We start from the raw sequence: 15,572 nt of genomic DNA on the forward strand, positions 1-15,572 counted from the left end.
TGCCCGTCATCGAATGGCATCGCCAAGACCAAATACCGGCAGATACATTGCAATCACTAAGGTGCCAACAATCCCGCCGATTACCACCATCATCATCGGTTCCAGCGATGCCGCCAGAGCATCAGCGCGCGCTAATGTTTGCGCCTCGTGCCACTCCGCCAGCCGTGCCAGCATCACATCTAACGCACCTGCTTCTTCACCCACTCGGATGAGTTGGGCACACAGGGGTGTAAACAGCAGATGCTGTTGCAGCGCCTGATGCAGCGGCGCACCCGCAGCAATGTGTTGCTGCAACTGAATGATGGCATCGCGCCACAATCGCGATACCAAAGTCACTTCAACCGCCTGCAGGCTTTGCAATAAGGTCAAACCGGATTGTTGTGTAAGTTGCAGGATGGCGTATATCTGGCTGAGCTGCCCGCCGCGCCACAGCGGAGATAACAGTGGCATACGCAGTAACCATTGATGTACGCGCTTTTGCCACGGTACCGAACGTCGATAAGTCTGATGCACAATCATCACTGATACGGCACCTACTAGCGACAGCGGCAGCGCGGCCTTCTGCAGCAGTTCTGACAGCGACATCACCGCAGCAGTAAAAGCGGGCAGCGGCGCATCAAAACTGGCATAGACAGAGACAAATTCTGGCAAAACAAACAGCAGCATGCCAGCACTGACCGCGAGCGCTACCAGCAAGATAAACAGGGGATAGCGCAGCGCCTTCACCACTTTTTGCCGTAAGTATTGCTGCTTGCTTTGCTGCTGCGCCAGCTGGCGACAGCACTCATCGAGTTGGCCGGTTAATTCACCCACTTGCATCAAAGCGGGAAACAGCGGGGGAAAGATTTGCGGCCACTCCTGCAAGGCTTGCGAGAAGGGCTCACCGGCGATGACGCGGCGCTGCAATCCTTTCAGTAATACCCGCCAACCGGCATGAGGATGGCCTTCTGCCAGCAGAATCAGACTTTCCGCCAGCGGTAAGCCGGCCTTTAGCAGCGTCGCCAGTTGCCGCACCAAATCGATTTTTTGCTGCCACTTCCAGTCGCGCGAACGCCAGCATTTTCCACGCTGCCAGTTCACCGGCAGCATGCCGCGATCGGAGAGTTGATTGAGCAACGCATCCTGGCTGGCATTAAGTGATTCGCCCTCCTGCAGCACACCCATGGTATCAAGAGCCTGCCAGCAGAAATGATAGAGATTAGCCATCGCCCAGTCCCACCACGCGCTGCATCTCTTCGAAAGAAGTATCGCCACGACTTACTGCTTCCAGCCCCGCAGCTAGCAATGTTTTCATTCCCTGTTCATTTGCCAGCGTTAGCAGATGTTCCAGCGGCATATCTGCCGAGATAGCATTCTGCAATTTGCTGGTTAGCGGCAAGACTTCAAACAGCGCCAGCCGCCCGTAATAGCCGGAGAAGCAGTGATCACAGCCCGGCGCTCGCCAGGTTTGCAGTGTGCCCGGCCAGAGTTCGGCCGGCAGATGGGCGATGGCTTGTCCCGGCTGACGGCAATGCACGCACAAGCGTCTGACCAGACGCTGCGCCACCACCAACTGCAAAGCGGGGCCCAGCAGATAACCGGGAATATCCATCTGGCGCAGGCGCGTCAGGGTTTCAGCAGTCGAGTTAGTATGCAGTGTGGAAAGCACCAGATGGCCGGTCTGCGCTGCTTTGACGGCGATGCTGGCCGTTTCGGCATCACGGATTTCCCCCACCATAATCACATCGGGATCCTGGCGCAGTAGTGCGCGCAGCACACGATTGAAATCGAGCCCGCTACGCGGCTGGATCTGCGTTTGATTAATACCATCCAGCGGGATCTCAACCGGATCTTCCACGCTACAAACGTTCTTCTCTGGCACATTAAGCGCGCTTAACCCGCTATAGAGCGTGAAGGTTTTACCGCTGCCGGTCGGTCCGGTGACCAGAATCAAACCCTGCGGTTTCGCCAGCGCGTTTTTCAGTAAACGCAGCTGTGCTGCGGGCATGCCGAGTTTATCGAGGGTGATGGCGCTGTTTTCACTTTGTAGCAGCCGCACCACGGCTTTTTCGCCCTGGCTTACCGGTAGCGTTGAGAGACGAAACGCCGCCAGTTTGTCCTCTATTTCCAGCGTAAACTGTCCGTCCTGCGGCAGACGCCGTTCGGCGATATCCAATCCTCCAAGAATTTTCAGGCGCGCCAGAATCGCCGCGGGTTGTGCTTCAGAAGGCTGAGGTAGTTTGTGCAACACGCCATCGATGCGCAGACGCACCCGCAGTCCATGGCGCTGCGGTTCAAAATGCACATCTGAGGCGCGCCGCTGAATGGCCTGGCGCAAAATCTGATCGACCGCGTTAATCGCTGACTCAGCGCTGGCCTGTTCACGTGGTGCTGCAGCGGCATCCGGCTCGTGCAGCAACTGCTCAAGCCGTGCCGCAGGCCAGCACTCGACCTCCACCTTGCACTGGCTGGCGAACTGTAGCGCTTCCAGCAGCAGCGGATCGGGTGTGTCGGCTACCGCTACGCGCAGTAGCGTGGCGTCATGGTGCAGAATCACCGCCTGGTAACGGGCGCACAACGTGTGCAGCGCACTATTAGGGTTGTCCATCAGTTGGCATCCTTGTCGGCAAAGCGGAACTGCTCAAGGCAACTATCGCGCAGGCTGCTGTTATCGCTGGTACAAGTGCGTTGCCAGCTCAACGTGCCATCCGTTGCGCTCCAAATCGGCAGCATTTCAACCGTTAATCCGCTGAGACTTTCCTGGCCGGTCAGGTTGATGGTTCCGTTGACCACGCTCAGCGTTGCCACATAGCGTGAACCTTTGGCCACCGGAATGCCGCGTTCTCCTGCCTGACACTGCGCCGGTCCGCCGCGCTCAATGGCACAGAGTTCTACTGCTGTTTTGTACGGCACCATGGTTTGCAGCATGTCGGTGAGCGCTGCGCGTTGCAGGTAGTTTTGATAGGCCGGTAAACCGATGGCGCTGAGAATGGCGACGATGCCAATCACAATCATTAATTCGATAAGGGTAAAACCGCGTTGTCTGTCCATAATGATGCTCCTTGTTGTGGAGCCGCTACGGTAGAAAAGGGCGAGGGAAAGCGGAAGTCATGGCTGCGCGAGGCTGGAAAGCATCGCGCAGGGAATCGTCAGATTTACAGCGGAGATAACAGCATTTTGGAAGCCAGCTCGCATATCTGCCGCACTAACACGCGGCAGAACGGGGCATTAAAGCTCTCGGAAACGCATCGACAGATCCAGCGCGCGTACATGTTTGGTCAGCGCACCAACAGAGACATAATCAACGCCGGTCTGGGCAATTTGAGACAGCGTGGTTTCGGTTACGTTGCCAGAGACTTCCAGCAGCGCGCGTTTGTGGGTTAGCGCAACCGCTTCATGCATCATCTCAAGGCTGAAGTTGTCGAGCATGATGATGTCCGCTCCGGCATCGATGGCATCCTGCAGTTCCGCCAGCGATTCAACTTCAACTTCTACCGGCACATCCGGCGACAGCCACAGCGCTTTTTCTACGGCGTTACGCACCGAGCCGCTGGCGATAATGTGGTTTTCTTTAATCAGGAAAGCATCCGACAGGCCTAAACGGTGGTTATTACCGCCACCGCACAGCACCGCATATTTCAGCGCGGTACGCAGGCCTGGCAAGGTCTTGCGTGTATCAAGCAACTGGGTTTCGCTGCCTGCCAGCAGGGCGACATAACGGCTAACCTCGGTGGCCACGCCAGAGAGCGTCTGCACGAAGTTGAGTGCGGTGCGTTCTGCGGTTAACAGCAGGCGCGCCGGGCCGGTAAGCTCGAACAGAAGCTGATCGGCAACCAGCGCTTGTCCATCTTCTACATGCCAGTTAAGAGTGACTTTATTACCGAGCTGGATAAAGACTTCCTCTACCCAGCGTTTACCACAAAAAACACCGGCTTCACGGGTGATGACTTTTGCCACCGCCTGCTTTTCTGCTGGCAGCAGCAACGCGGTGATATCGCGATCCGCATCCACTTCGCCACCTAAATCCTCCTGAAGCGCCCGGGCAACGGCTTCCGGGATATCCTGTTCTATACGTTTAATCAGTTCCTGACGGCGATGATCGGGATCGTAACGACGCGTTGCCATGGTTTGCCCCTTCACAAGACGAAATTTCGTGCGCTCACCTTAGCCTGATTTATCGGCCATTGCCAGTTACTAGCGGTGAAATGTTTAGTATCCTGAACTCACCAGCGTCGGCGCATTAAGTCGCAAGTCTGCAGGGTGAAACATGTTATTCTCAGCCTGATTTTGCTTAGGATTTAGCAGCATGAAACTGGAAGAGGGCTGGATTACCAGCGCGCGTAAAGTACCTTCACCACACTTCAATCAGCGTCCAAATGATGAAGTGCCCTCGCTGTTGGTGATTCACAACATCAGCTTACCGCCCGGTGAGTTTGGCGGGCCGTGGATTGATCGCTTATTTACCGGCACGTTGCCTGCCGATGCGCATCCCTATTTTGCGGACATCGCCCATTTACGCGTGGCGGCGCACTGTTTAATCCGTCGCGACGGCGAGCTGGTGCAATACGTCTCTTTCGATCAGCGCGCCTGGCACGCCGGCGTGTCGCAGTTTGAAGGACGTGAAAGCTGCAACGATTTTTCCATGGGCATTGAACTGGAAGGCACTGATACGCTGCCCTATACCGATGCCCAGTACGCGACTTTGCAACAGGTGACTCAACTCCTGCTGCAGCACTATCCGTTGACGCCAGCGCGCATCACCGGCCATAGCAATATCGCACCAGAGCGGAAAACCGATCCCGGTTCCTCTTTTGACTGGTTGCGCTATAAAGAATCCATCAGGCAGGAGAATCCCTGAGACAGCAGGAGCGGGTATGACGTTGTTTAGCTTGTTATTGGTTTTAGGTTGGGAACGCCTGTTTAAGTTGGGTGAGCATTGGCAACTGGACCATCGGCTGGAGCCGCTGTTTCGTGGCCGCCAGCGTTTTTCCCTGCTGCGCACGCTGATGATGACAGTGATAGCGATGCTGATCGTCTGGCTGGTGGTGTGGAGCCTGAAAGGCATCTTGTTTGGCGTGGCGCAACTGCTGTTCTGGATTTTGGTGGGATTGCTGTGTATCGGCGCGGGTTCGGTGCGACTGCATTATCACAGCTATCTCAAAGCCGCGAGCCATGACGATGAAGCGGCGCATCAGGCGATGGCGGCTGAACTGACGCTGATTCACGGCGTGCCGGTTGAGTGCAGCGAGCGCGAGTTCCTGCGTGAACTGCAGAACGCGCTGATTTGGATTAACTTCCGCTTCTATCTTGCGCCGCTGTTCTGGTTTGTGGTCGGTGGACCTTACGGCCCGGTGCTGCTGGTGGGTTATGCGTTTCTGCGCGCCTGGCAGAGCTGGCTGGCGAAGCATCAGTCGCCGCTGGCGCGCTCGCAGTCTGGCGTTGATCGTCTGCTGCACGTTTTGGACTGGATCCCCGTGCGTTTGGCCGGCGTGGCTTACGCGTTGCTCGGCCACGGCGAACGTGCGCTGCCAGCGTGGTTTGCCGCGCTGGGCGATCTGCATCGCCCGCAATATCAGGTGCTGACCAGCCTGGCGCAGTTCTCGCTGGCGCGCGATCCGCACATGGATAAAGTTGAAACGCCACGTGTTGCAGTGGCGTTGGCGAAACGTATTTCTCTGGTGCTGGTGGTGGTGGTCGCGCTGTTGACGATCTACGGCACGCTGGTGTGATCGGCTGGCGGCACGCCAAAATCCGGTGTGCCGTCTTCACGCCAGTCGAAATATTTCAAGCGCGTATGGCGATTCGGATCCCACAGCGGATCGCCCTCAATTTCGGTGTAATTGCGTGCGTGATACACCAGCACCGCTCTTCCCGCTTCATCCACCGTAAAGCTATTGTGTCCCGGTCCGTATTGCTGATTATCCCAGCTGGTGGCAAATACCGGCCGCGCGGATTTACGCCAGGCGTTGATGTTGAGCGGATCGGCCAACACATCAATGCTTAATATCCCCAGACAGTAATTTTCATCGGTCGCGCTGGCGGAATAGGTGACAAACAGCTGGTCGCCATGCTGAATCACCGCCGGTCCTTCATTAACGCTAAATCCTGCGCACTCCCATTCATACTCCGGTCGGCTCAGCATCAGCGGGGCGCTTTTTAGCGTCCACGGATTGAGCAACTCGGCGAGATACAGGTTAGAGTTTCCGGGAATCGCCGGATCTTTTTGCGCCCACAGATACCAGTGTTTACCTTGATGGTGGAAGTAGGTGGCGTCCAGTGAGAAGGAGTCGATGGGCGTATGTACGCGGCGGCAGGGCTGCCAGTTACCGCTCAGCGGATCGGCATCATTACACACCAGCGCATACATGCGGTGCTGGAACAGGCCATCTTTTATCGCCCGTGTCGGTGCGGCGGCGAAATAGATCACCCATTGCCCGTTGATGTGATGCAGTTCTGGCGCCCAGATCAGCGCGCTAAACGGGCCGGTATCCGGTTTGTGCCACACCGTTACCGCTTCTGCCTCAATCAGGCCAGCCAGCGTTGAGGCATAGCGAATCTCCAGTCGGTCATATTCCGGCACCGAGGCGATAAAATAGTAGCCATCGGCATGGCGCAGAATAAAGGGATCGGCGCGTTGCGTAATAAAAGGATTGGGCCAGCTCATTTGATCTCTCCAGGTTGCGCGGTCGCAGAGGACGCGATAGGGGATTCGTGGTGTGAATGGGCACGGCGCAGCGCCAGATCGGCCTGAATCGTACGCATTAAGTTGCGATCCACTTTCATTAAACGCACCACGCCGGCAGTGATCAGATATCCCACGCCCGGAATCACCGTGAACAGCAGCATGATGCCGTTAATCGCGTTGGGAGCCTGCTGTTTTGCGCCGGCATCGTAGCCATAAATCGACAGCAGGAAACCGACCATCGCCCCCGCAACCGCCAGCCCCACTTTGAGGAAGAACAGGTTGCCGGAGAAGCTCATACCAGTGATGCGTTTGCCGGTTTTCCATTCGCCGTAATCATCCACGTCGGCCATCAGCGACCAGTGCAGCGGCGAGGGAATCTGGTGCAGGATATTCAGCAGGAAGTAGGCGATGACTACCGTGACGGTGGCGTGCGGATCAATCCAGTAGAAGCCGCAGGAGAACAGCGCCAGCGCGATGTTGGTCCAGAAGAACACCTTGAGCTTGCACCAGCGATCGGTGAGGATTTTCGCCAGTGTGCTGCCGAACATCATGCCGATGACGCCCAGGCTGATAAACAGCGTGGCAAAGTGCGTTGATTGCCCCATCACCCAGGTGACGTAGTACATGGTGGCGGCCATGCGGATAAAACCGGGGCAGACGTTGCAGAAGGTGAGCAGCAGAATGCGCACCCACTGATCGTTTTTCCACACGTCGCGCAGATCTTGTTTCAAATCATCGTTGCTTGGCGTCGCAGGATGAATGCGTTCACGCACATTGGCAAAACAGAACAGGAACATTGCCAAACCGATCAGCGCTAGCACGCCCATAGCCATTTGGTAACCGCGCGCTTTGTTGTCGCCGCCAAACCATTCAGCCATCGGTAACAGCGAAAGTGAGAGGATCAGCGTGGCAATGCCCACCATCACAAAGCGATAGGACTGGCATGACACGCGCTCACCCGGATCGTTGGTGATCACACCGCCCAGCGAGCAGTAAGGAATGTTGATGGCGGTGTAAGTGAGTGACATCAGGAAGTAAGTGACAAACGCCCAGATAACCTTGTTGTCATAGCTCCACTCCGGCGTGGTGAACATCAGCACGCTAAACAGCACGTAAGGCACGGAAACCCACAGCAGCCACGGACGGAAGCGGCCCCAGCGACTTTGCGTACGATCGGCAATGGCGCCCATGATCGGATCGGTTACCGCATCAAGTACGCGTACCGACAGTAATAGCGTTCCGACCAGCGCCGGGGCTAAACCAAACACATCAGTGTAGAAATAATTGAGGAACAGCATGATGGCACCGCCAATCATGTTGCATCCGGCATCGCCCATGCCATATCCCAGTTTCTCTCTGAACGAGAGGGCTGCTCCTTTCATTGATCGTCTCCAGCGATATGATGAGCAGGAATTATCTGTGCAAAATCAGTAATCTGCTGGGGAGCAAATGGTCGGGTAGATGGACAAAACGCGCGGGCGGGGAAAAGTGTGAGCCAGATCAGAAGTGCTGCCCGGCATCAGCGTGCCGGGCAGGGAACAACATTACGCTTTCTGTAGTTTGTTCTTGATGGTGTAACCGATAGCCAGAATCACCAGCCATACCGGAATCAACCATACCGATATCGCCATGCCTGGCGTCATCAGCATAATGACCAACACACCGGCGAGGAACACCAGGCAAATCCAGTTACCCAGCGGATAGAGCACCGCTTTGAAGCGCGTGGTGACACCTTGCTGATCTTTCTTTTTACGGAATTTCAGATGCGCGAGGCTGATCATCGCCCAGTTGATCACCAGTGCGGAAACCACCAGCGCCATCAGCAGGCCAAAGGCTTCGCCTGGCATCAGGTAGTTGATCAGTACACATAGCAGGGTTGCTACGGCTGAGACCAGAATGGTCGCGACCGGCACGCCACGGCTATCCACTTTCAGCAGCGCTTTCGGCGCGTTGCCTTGTTGCGCGAGACCAAACAGCATGCGGCTGTTGCAGTAAACGCAGCTGTTGTAGACCGACAGCGCCGCCGTCAGGATTACCACGTTCAGCGCGTTGGCCACAAAGGCATCGCCCAGCTCATGGAAGATCAGCACGAACGGGCTGGTATCGGCAGTGACACGCGTCCAAGGCAACAGCGACAGCAGCACCGCCAGTGAGCCAATATAGAAAATCAGGATACGCCACAGCACCTGATTGGTGGCTTTCGGGATGCTCTCTTGTGGGTTATCGGCCTCTGCAGCGGTGATGCCCACCAGCTCCAGACCACCAAAGGAGAACATGATGATCGCCATCATCATCACCAATCCGGTCATGCCGTGGGGCAGGAAGCCGCCCTGATTCCACAGGTTGCTGACGCTCGCCTGCGGGCCGCCGTTGCCGCTCAACAGCAACCAGCCACCGAACAGAATCATGCCGATGACAGCGACCACTTTGATAATCGCGAACCAGAACTCCATCTCACCGAACACTTTGACGTTGGTCAGGTTAATGGCGTTGATCAATACAAAGAAGATGGCGGCGGTGGCCCAGGTAGGGAAATCCGGCCACCAGAATTGTACGTACTTGCCCACAGCGGTGAGCTCGGCCATGGCAACCAGCACATACAGCACCCAGTAGTTCCAGCCCGAGGCGAAACCGGCGAAGTTGCCCCAATATTTATAGGCGAAGTGACTGAAGCTGCCGGCAACCGGCTCTTCAACCACCATCTCGCCGAGTTGGCGCATGATCAGAAAGGCAATAAAACCGGCAATCGCATATCCCAGAATCACGGCCGGACCGGCCGATTGAATCACTGATGCGCTACCCAGAAACAGGCCAGTACCTACGGCTCCGCCCAGCGCAATCAGCTGAATATGGCGATTCTTTAAGCCGCGGTGCAGCGTGTCGCCATGCTGTTGTTCCATACAAACCTCGTGATGTTGTTATTGTGCACCTGCAGTGCGCGCACTGTAAGGCTGTTTACCTTAATGTATTCTTTTCTTTACGGTATCTGGCGTGCTGTGTGCATGCATGAGCTACCACGGCGTTCAGAATAGTGATAAGCGCGTCAGTTTGCACCTGCTTTTGCTTTTTGTGCTGAGAGATGACTGAAAAAGCAGCAGCATCCTCTGCGCGCCCGTCGCAGTATTTCTGCCATGAAAAAAGGGTGAACACGAATAGGTTTCCCTTATGGTTGAGCCGTTTTCTGGGCGCTAACTCAGTGTAAGGTTAGGTAAAAGTGCAATTCATTAACATTTGCCGCGTGCGGAGGATTTCTCGCTTGATGCCGGTAGGTTAGCGCACCAGCGCTGCGATCATCACATGAAGTGTGACCGCACCCATATAGACACAAGGTGAATACTTTGTTACTTTACCGGCACCATTTTTCAATTGGTATTACCAATTTACTCCGGACGTTTGGCTGATAAGAAGGGAAGATGGCCTACAGTAAAATTCGCCAACCCAAGCTCTCCGATGCGATCGAGCAACAGCTGGAATCCCTCATTATGGAAGGGACGCTCCAGCCGGGTGAAAAACTGCTCCCCGAGCGTGAACTGGCGAAACAGTTTGATGTCTCACGTCCATCCCTGCGCGAAGCGATTCAGAGCCTGGAAGCCAAAGGCCTGCTGCTACGTCGTCAGGGCGGCGGCACCTTCGTCCAAAAAAATCTCTGGCAAAGCCTGAGCGACCCGCTGGTCGGTCTGCTTGCCGAACATCCAGAATCTCAGTTTGACCTGCTGGAAACCCGCCACGCGCTGGAAGGCGTGGCTGCCTATTACGCGGCACTGCGGGGAACCGATGAAGATTTGCAGCGCATCCGCGACTGCCATGTTCATATTCAGCAGGCACAGGACAGCGGCGATCTCGACGCCGAAGCGGATGCAGTGATGAAGTATCAGATCGCTGTCACAGAAGCCGCCCATAATGTGGTGTTGCTGCATCTGCTGCGTTCCATGGGCCCTATGCTGGAACAAAACGTCCGTCAGAATTTTGAATTGCTCTACGCTCGTCGGGAAATGCTGGCGAAAGTGAGCGGTCACCGCGCCAGTATCTACGAGGCGATTGTGGCTCGTGAGCCAGAACAAGCACGCGAGGCATCTCATCGTCACCTGGCGTTCATTGAGGAAATCTTGCTGGATAGAAGTCGGGAGCAGAGTCGTCGTGAACGCTCCCTGCGTCGTTTACAGCAACGTAAGGAATAACGCACGGCAACGAACGTGCGGAAAACACGACGGGCCTGTCTTCTTGTGCTGTGAACCAGAAGCAAAGCACAAGAAGACAGGCTCCTGATAATTTCAACGTATTAGACACAGATAAGGAATACACCCCATGTCAGAACGTTTACAGAATGACGTGGATCCGATCGAAACTCGTGATTGGCTACAAGCGATCGAATCGGTCATCCGTGAAGAAGGTGTTGAGCGCGCGCAGTATCTGATTGATCAGGTAATGAGTGCAGCACGCAAAGGTGGCGTGAAAGTTGCCGCAGGTTCCTCTGCAATCAGCAACTACATTAACTCTATTGCTGTTGAAGATGAGCCGGACTATCCGGGCAACACCTCTCTTGAACGTCGTATCCGTTCCGCAATTCGTTGGAACGCCATCATGTCGGTGCTGCGTGCGTCGAAGAAAGATCTGGAGTTGGGTGGCCATATGTCCTCCTTCCAGTCTTCCGCGACCATTTATGAAGTGTGCTTTAACCACTTCTTCCGCGCGCGTAGCGACAAAGACGGCGGCGATCTGGTTTTCTTCCAGGGTCACATTTCTCCAGGTATCTACGCCCGCGCCTTCCTTGAAGGCCGCTTGAGCGAAGACCAAATGAACAACTTCCGTCAGGAAGTGCAGGGCAAAGGTCTCTCTTCTTACCCGCACCCGAAACTGATGCCGGACTTCTGGCAGTTCCCTACCGTATCAATGGGCCTGGGTCCGTTGAACGCGATCTATCAGGCGAAATTCCTGAAGTATCTGGAACACCGCGGTCTTAAAGACACCTCAGCACAAACCGTTTACGCCTTCCTCGGTGATGGCGAGATGGATGAGCCGGAATCCAAAGGTGCGATCACCATCGCCACCCGCGAGAAGCTGGACAACCTGGTGTTCATCATCAACTGTAACCTGCAGCGTCTGGACGGCCCGGTCACCGGTAACGGTAAGATCATCAACGAGCTGGAAGGCATTTTTGCCGGCGCTGGCTGGAACGTGATCAAAGTGATTTGGGGCGGTCGTTGGGATGAACTGCTGCGTCAGGACACCAGCGGCAAGCTGATTCAGCTGATGAACGAAACCGTTGATGGCGATTACCAGACCTTCAAATCCCGTAACGGCGCATACGTGCGTGAGCACTTCTTCGGTAAATATCCGGAAACCGCAGCTCTGGTGAAAGACTGGTCAGACGAAGAGATCTTCGCGCTGAACCGCGGCGGCCACGATCCGAAGAAAGTCTACGCTGCACTGAAAAAAGCGCAGGAAACCAAAGGTCAGCCAACGCTGATTCTGGCCCATACCATCAAAGGTTATGGCATGGGTGACACTGCTGAAGGTAAAAACATCGCCCACCAGGTTAAGAAGATGAACATGGATGGCGTTCGCTACATCCGCGATCGCTTCAATGTGCCGGTGGCCGATGACAAAATCGAAGAGCTGCCATACGTCACCTTCGAAAAAGGCTCTGAAGAGTACAACTATCTGCACGGTCAGCGTGAGAAGTTGGGCGGCTACCTGCCAACGCGTCAGGCTGAGTTCAGCGAGAAGCTGGAAATGCCAACGCTGGAAGAGTTCCGTCCACTGCTGGAAGAGCAGAATAAAGAGATCTCCACCACCATCGCCTTTGTGCGTGCATTGAACGTGATGCTGAAGAACAAGTCGATCAAAGATCGTCTGGTTCCAATCCTTGCCGACGAAGCCCGTACCTTCGGTATGGAAGGTCTGTTCCGTCAGATTGGTATCTACAGCCCGAACGGTCAGCAGTACACCCCGCAGGACCGCGAGCAGGTTGCGTACTATAAAGAAGACGAGAAAGGTCAGATTCTGCAGGAAGGGATCAACGAGCTGGGCGCGGGTTCATCCTGGCTGGCGGCGGCGACCTCTTACAGCACCAACAACCTGCCGATGATTCCGTTCTACATCTATTACTCGATGTTCGGCTTCCAGCGCATCGGCGATCTGATGTGGCTGGCCGGCGATATGCAGGCACGCGGCTTCCTGGTGGGCGGTACTTCAGGTCGTACTACGCTGAACGGCGAAGGCTTGCAGCACGAAGATGGTCACAGCCACATTCAGTCGCTGACTATCCCGAACTGTATCTCTTACGATCCGTCTTACGCGTACGAAATCGCGGTTATCATGCAAGATGGCCTGGTGCGTATGTACGGCGAAGCGCAGGAAAACATCTACTACTACATCACCACGCTGAACGAAAACTACCACATGCCTGCGATGCCGCAGGGTGCGGAAGAGGGTATCCGTAAGGGTATCTACAAGCTGGAAACCGTAGAAGGTAGCAAAGGCAAAGTGCAGCTGCTGGGTTCAGGTTCAATTCTGCGTCACGTGCGTGAAGCCGCGCAGATCCTGGCGAAAGATTACGGCATCGCTTCTGACGTCTACAGCGTAACCTCGTTCACCGAGCTGGCGCGTGATGGTCAGGATTGTGAGCGCTGGAACATGCTGCACCCAACCGATGAGCCACGCGTACCTTACATCGCGCAAGTGATGAACGAAGCACCGGCCGTCGCATCGACCGACTACATGAAGCTGTTCGCAGAACAAGTTCGCAGCTACGTGCCTTCCAGCGATTATCGCGTGTTGGGTACCGATGGCTTCGGTCGTTCTGACAGCCGTGAAAACCTGCGTCACCACTTCGAAGTGGATGCATCGTATGTGGTTGTGGCTGCGCTGGGTGAGCTGGCTAAACGCGGTGAAATCGATAAGAAAGTGGTGGCAGAAGCCATCACCAAATTCAATATCGACGCCGATAAAGTTAACCCGCGTCTGGCATAAGAGGTAAGAGAGTAATGGCTATCGAAATTAACGTACCGGACATCGGGGCAGACGAAGTTGAAGTCACCGAAATCCTGGTAAAGGTGGGCGACAAAGTTGAAGCTGAACAGTCGCTGATCACCGTGGAAGGCGATAAAGCCTCCATGGAAGTGCCTTCGCCGCAGGCGGGCGTGGTTAAAGAGATCAAAATCTCGACCGGCGACAAAGTAGAAACCGGCTCGCTGATTATGATTTTTGACGCAGAAGGTGCCGCAGAAGCGGCGCCAGCGCCAGCAGAAGAGAAGAAAGCGGAAGCCGCTCCTGCTCCAGCTGCTGCCGCTGCTGCGGTCAGCAAAGAAGTCAACGTACCGGACATCGGCGGCGACGAAGTTGAAGTCACTGAGATCCTGGTGAAAGTGGGCGACACCGTAACGGCTGAGCAGTCGTTGATCACCGTTGAAGGCGACAAAGCCTCAATGGAAGTCCCGGCACCGTTCGCGGGCGTGGTGAAAGAGATCAAAATCTCCACCGGCGACAAAGTGAACACCGGTTCACTGATCATGGTGTTCGAAGCAGAAGGCGCAGCGCCGGCGGCTGCTCCAGCAGCTAAACAGGAAGCGGCTCCAGCAGCAGCACCTGCGGCTTCTGGCGCTAAAGACGTCAACGTCCCAGACATTGGTGGCGACGAAGTTGAAGTCACCGAGATCCTGGTGAAAGTGGGCGACAAAGTCGCTGCTGAGCAATCCCTGATCGTGGTTGAAGGCGACAAAGCCTCAATGGAAGTGCCTGCACCGTTCGCCGGTACCGTGAAAGAGTTGAAAGTGTCGACTGGCGATAAAGTCAGCACCGGTAAACTGATCATGGTGTTCGAAGTGGAAGGCGCGGCACCGGCTGCGGCGCCTGCGGCTAAGCAGGAAGCGGCTCCAGCGGCAGAAGCCGCGAAACCGGCAGCGGCCCCAGCAGCAGCGAAAGCGGATGCGAAAGGCGAGTTCGCTGAGAACGATGCTTACGTACACGCGACGCCGGTGATTCGTCGTCTGGCGCGCGAGTTCGGTGTTAACCTGGCGAAAGTCAAAGGCACCGGCCGTAAAGGTCGCATCCTGAAAGAAGACGTGCAGACTTACGTCAAAGACGCGGTGAAACGCGCTGAAGCGGCTCCGGCTGCAGCAGCCAGCGGCGGAAGCCTGCCAGGTCTGTTGCCTTGGCCGAAAGTGGACTTCAGCAAGTTCGGCGAAATCGAAGAAGTTGAACTGGGCCGTATCCAGAAAATCTCCGGTGCCAACCTGAGCCGTAACTGGGTGGTGATCCCGCACGTTACACACTTCGACAAAACCGATATCACCGATCTGGAAGCGTTCCGCAAACAGCAGAATGCCGAAGCAGAGAAACGCAAACTGGATGTGAAATTCACGCCAGTGGTGTTCATCATGAAAGCCGTTGCCGCTGCTCTTGAGCAGATGCCACGCTTCAACAGTTCACTGTCTGAAGATGCACAGAAACTGACGCTGAAGAAATACATCAACATCGGTGTGGCGGTGGATACGCCAAACGGTCTGGTGGTTCCAGTGTTCAAAGATGTGAACAAGAAAGGCATCACTGAACTGTCCCGCGAGCTGATGGCGATTTCGAAGAAAGCGCGTGATGGCAAGCTGACCGCCGGCGACATGCAGGGCGGTTGCTTCACCATCTCCAGCCTTGGCGGCCTGGGCACCACGCACTTCGCGCCAATCGTCAACGCGCCGGAAGTGGCTATCCTCGGTGTTTCCAAGTCAGCGATGGAACCGGTGTGGAACGGTAAAGAGTTTGAGCCGCGTCTGATGATGCCGATCTCACTCTCCTTCGACCACCGCGTGATCGACGGTGCTGATGGTGCGCGCTTTATCACCATCATCAACAACACACTGTCCGACATTCGCCGTCTGGTGATGTGAAGTTAATCAAGGCCGGCGAAAGCCGG

The 15,572-nt window shown here is 55.6% G+C and carries 12 protein-coding genes; 5 read left to right on the forward strand and 7 right to left on the reverse strand.

What is annotated here, in order from left to right:
• Positions 1-6: 6 nt before the first annotated feature.
• The 4 genes from hofC to nadC form a co-directional block, all read right to left on the reverse strand.
• Entirely contained in the window at positions 7-1,206 is a 1,200-nt protein-coding gene (gene hofC / locus FCN45_RS03480; protein ID WP_137385158.1) for a protein transport protein HofC, read from the reverse strand.
• Positions 1,199-2,587: a type II secretion system protein GspE gene (gspE, locus tag FCN45_RS03485; RefSeq protein WP_101762102.1), complete on the reverse strand. Its 1,389-nt coding sequence runs from the start codon at positions 2,585-2,587 to the stop codon at positions 1,199-1,201. Before gspE ends, hofC begins: the two co-directional genes overlap by 8 nt.
• On the reverse strand, positions 2,587-3,030 hold the full coding sequence (gene ppdD, locus FCN45_RS03490) for a prepilin peptidase-dependent pilin (protein WP_101762101.1): 444 nt from the start codon (positions 3,028-3,030) through the stop codon (positions 2,587-2,589). Before ppdD ends, gspE begins: the two co-directional genes overlap by 1 nt.
• Before the next feature lie 177 nt (positions 3,031-3,207).
• Positions 3,208-4,104 (reverse strand): carboxylating nicotinate-nucleotide diphosphorylase, encoded by an 897-nt coding sequence (nadC, locus tag FCN45_RS03495; RefSeq protein ID WP_137385159.1) that lies wholly within the window; start codon positions 4,102-4,104, stop codon positions 3,208-3,210.
• Positions 4,105-4,285: 181 nt separating this feature from the next.
• Between nadC and ampD the strand changes: the two genes are divergently transcribed.
• Together ampD and ampE are read left to right on the forward strand one after the other, a co-directional pair.
• Positions 4,286-4,837, forward strand: a complete 552-nt coding sequence (gene ampD / locus FCN45_RS03500; RefSeq protein ID WP_137385160.1) for a 1,6-anhydro-N-acetylmuramyl-L-alanine amidase AmpD — start codon at positions 4,286-4,288, stop codon at positions 4,835-4,837.
• A gap of 16 nt (positions 4,838-4,853) precedes the next feature.
• The gene (gene ampE / locus FCN45_RS03505) at positions 4,854-5,708 is read left to right on the forward strand and encodes a beta-lactamase regulator AmpE (protein ID WP_101762098.1); all 855 of its coding nucleotides are present in this window, start codon (positions 4,854-4,856) and stop codon (positions 5,706-5,708) included.
• On the opposite strand, the gene FCN45_RS03510 is transcribed toward ampE, so the two are convergent.
• From FCN45_RS03510 to aroP, 3 genes are all read right to left on the reverse strand, one after another.
• Complete coding sequence (locus FCN45_RS03510) at positions 5,690-6,643, reverse strand: family 43 glycosylhydrolase (RefSeq protein WP_101762097.1); 954 nt, start codon at positions 6,641-6,643, stop codon at positions 5,690-5,692. The genes ampE and FCN45_RS03510 overlap by 19 nt on opposite strands.
• Positions 6,640-8,046 (reverse strand): glycoside-pentoside-hexuronide (GPH):cation symporter, encoded by a 1,407-nt coding sequence (locus tag FCN45_RS03515; RefSeq protein ID WP_137385161.1) that lies wholly within the window; start codon positions 8,044-8,046, stop codon positions 6,640-6,642. Before FCN45_RS03515 ends, FCN45_RS03510 begins: the two co-directional genes overlap by 4 nt.
• A 162-nt stretch (positions 8,047-8,208) precedes the next feature.
• Positions 8,209-9,564, reverse strand: a complete 1,356-nt coding sequence (gene aroP, locus FCN45_RS03520; RefSeq protein ID WP_137385162.1) for an aromatic amino acid transporter AroP — start codon at positions 9,562-9,564, stop codon at positions 8,209-8,211.
• 513 nt (positions 9,565-10,077) lie between these two features.
• Between aroP and pdhR the strand changes: the two genes are divergently transcribed.
• The 3 genes from pdhR to aceF all read left to right on the forward strand — a co-directional run bounded on the left by pdhR (position 10,078) and on the right by aceF (position 15,546).
• Positions 10,078-10,842 (forward strand): pyruvate dehydrogenase complex transcriptional repressor PdhR, encoded by a 765-nt coding sequence (gene pdhR, locus FCN45_RS03525; RefSeq protein ID WP_008108566.1) that lies wholly within the window; start codon positions 10,078-10,080, stop codon positions 10,840-10,842.
• A 127-nt stretch (positions 10,843-10,969) separates the two neighbouring features.
• Positions 10,970-13,636 (forward strand): pyruvate dehydrogenase (acetyl-transferring), homodimeric type, encoded by a 2,667-nt coding sequence (gene aceE / locus FCN45_RS03530; protein ID WP_101762093.1) that lies wholly within the window; start codon positions 10,970-10,972, stop codon positions 13,634-13,636.
• Between the two features lie 14 nt (positions 13,637-13,650).
• Positions 13,651-15,546: a pyruvate dehydrogenase complex dihydrolipoyllysine-residue acetyltransferase gene (gene aceF / locus FCN45_RS03535; RefSeq protein ID WP_137385163.1), complete on the forward strand. Its 1,896-nt coding sequence runs from the start codon at positions 13,651-13,653 to the stop codon at positions 15,544-15,546.
• Positions 15,547-15,572: the final 26 nt, after the last annotated feature.

It is taken from the genome of Pantoea sp. SO10 (assembly GCF_005281435.1).
GTDB classification, from domain to species: Bacteria; Pseudomonadota; Gammaproteobacteria; order Enterobacterales; family Enterobacteriaceae; genus Pantoea; species Pantoea leporis.

Bases quoted from the DNA above. Each gene is read 5' to 3' on its own strand.
- hofC (WP_137385158.1), bottom strand. From the start codon at position 1,206: ATGGCTAATCTCTATCATTTCTGCTGGCAGGCTCTTGATACCATGGGT.
- gspE (WP_101762102.1), bottom strand. From the start codon at position 2,587: ATGGACAACCCTAATAGTGCGCTGCACACGTTGTGCGCCCGTTACCAG.
- ppdD (WP_101762101.1), bottom strand. From the start codon at position 3,030: ATGGACAGACAACGCGGTTTTACCCTTATCGAATTAATGATTGTGATT.
- nadC (WP_137385159.1), bottom strand. From the start codon at position 4,104: ATGGCAACGCGTCGTTACGATCCCGATCATCGCCGTCAGGAACTGATT.
- ampD (WP_137385160.1), top strand. From the start codon at position 4,286: ATGAAACTGGAAGAGGGCTGGATTACCAGCGCGCGTAAAGTACCTTCA.
- ampE (WP_101762098.1), top strand. From the start codon at position 4,854: ATGACGTTGTTTAGCTTGTTATTGGTTTTAGGTTGGGAACGCCTGTTT.
- FCN45_RS03510 (WP_101762097.1), bottom strand. From the start codon at position 6,643: ATGAGCTGGCCCAATCCTTTTATTACGCAACGCGCCGATCCCTTTATT.
- FCN45_RS03515 (WP_137385161.1), bottom strand. From the start codon at position 8,046: ATGAAAGGAGCAGCCCTCTCGTTCAGAGAGAAACTGGGATATGGCATG.
- aroP (WP_137385162.1), bottom strand. From the start codon at position 9,564: ATGGAACAACAGCATGGCGACACGCTGCACCGCGGCTTAAAGAATCGC.
- pdhR (WP_008108566.1), top strand. From the start codon at position 10,078: ATGGCCTACAGTAAAATTCGCCAACCCAAGCTCTCCGATGCGATCGAG.
- aceE (WP_101762093.1), top strand. From the start codon at position 10,970: ATGTCAGAACGTTTACAGAATGACGTGGATCCGATCGAAACTCGTGAT.
- aceF (WP_137385163.1), top strand. From the start codon at position 13,651: ATGGCTATCGAAATTAACGTACCGGACATCGGGGCAGACGAAGTTGAA.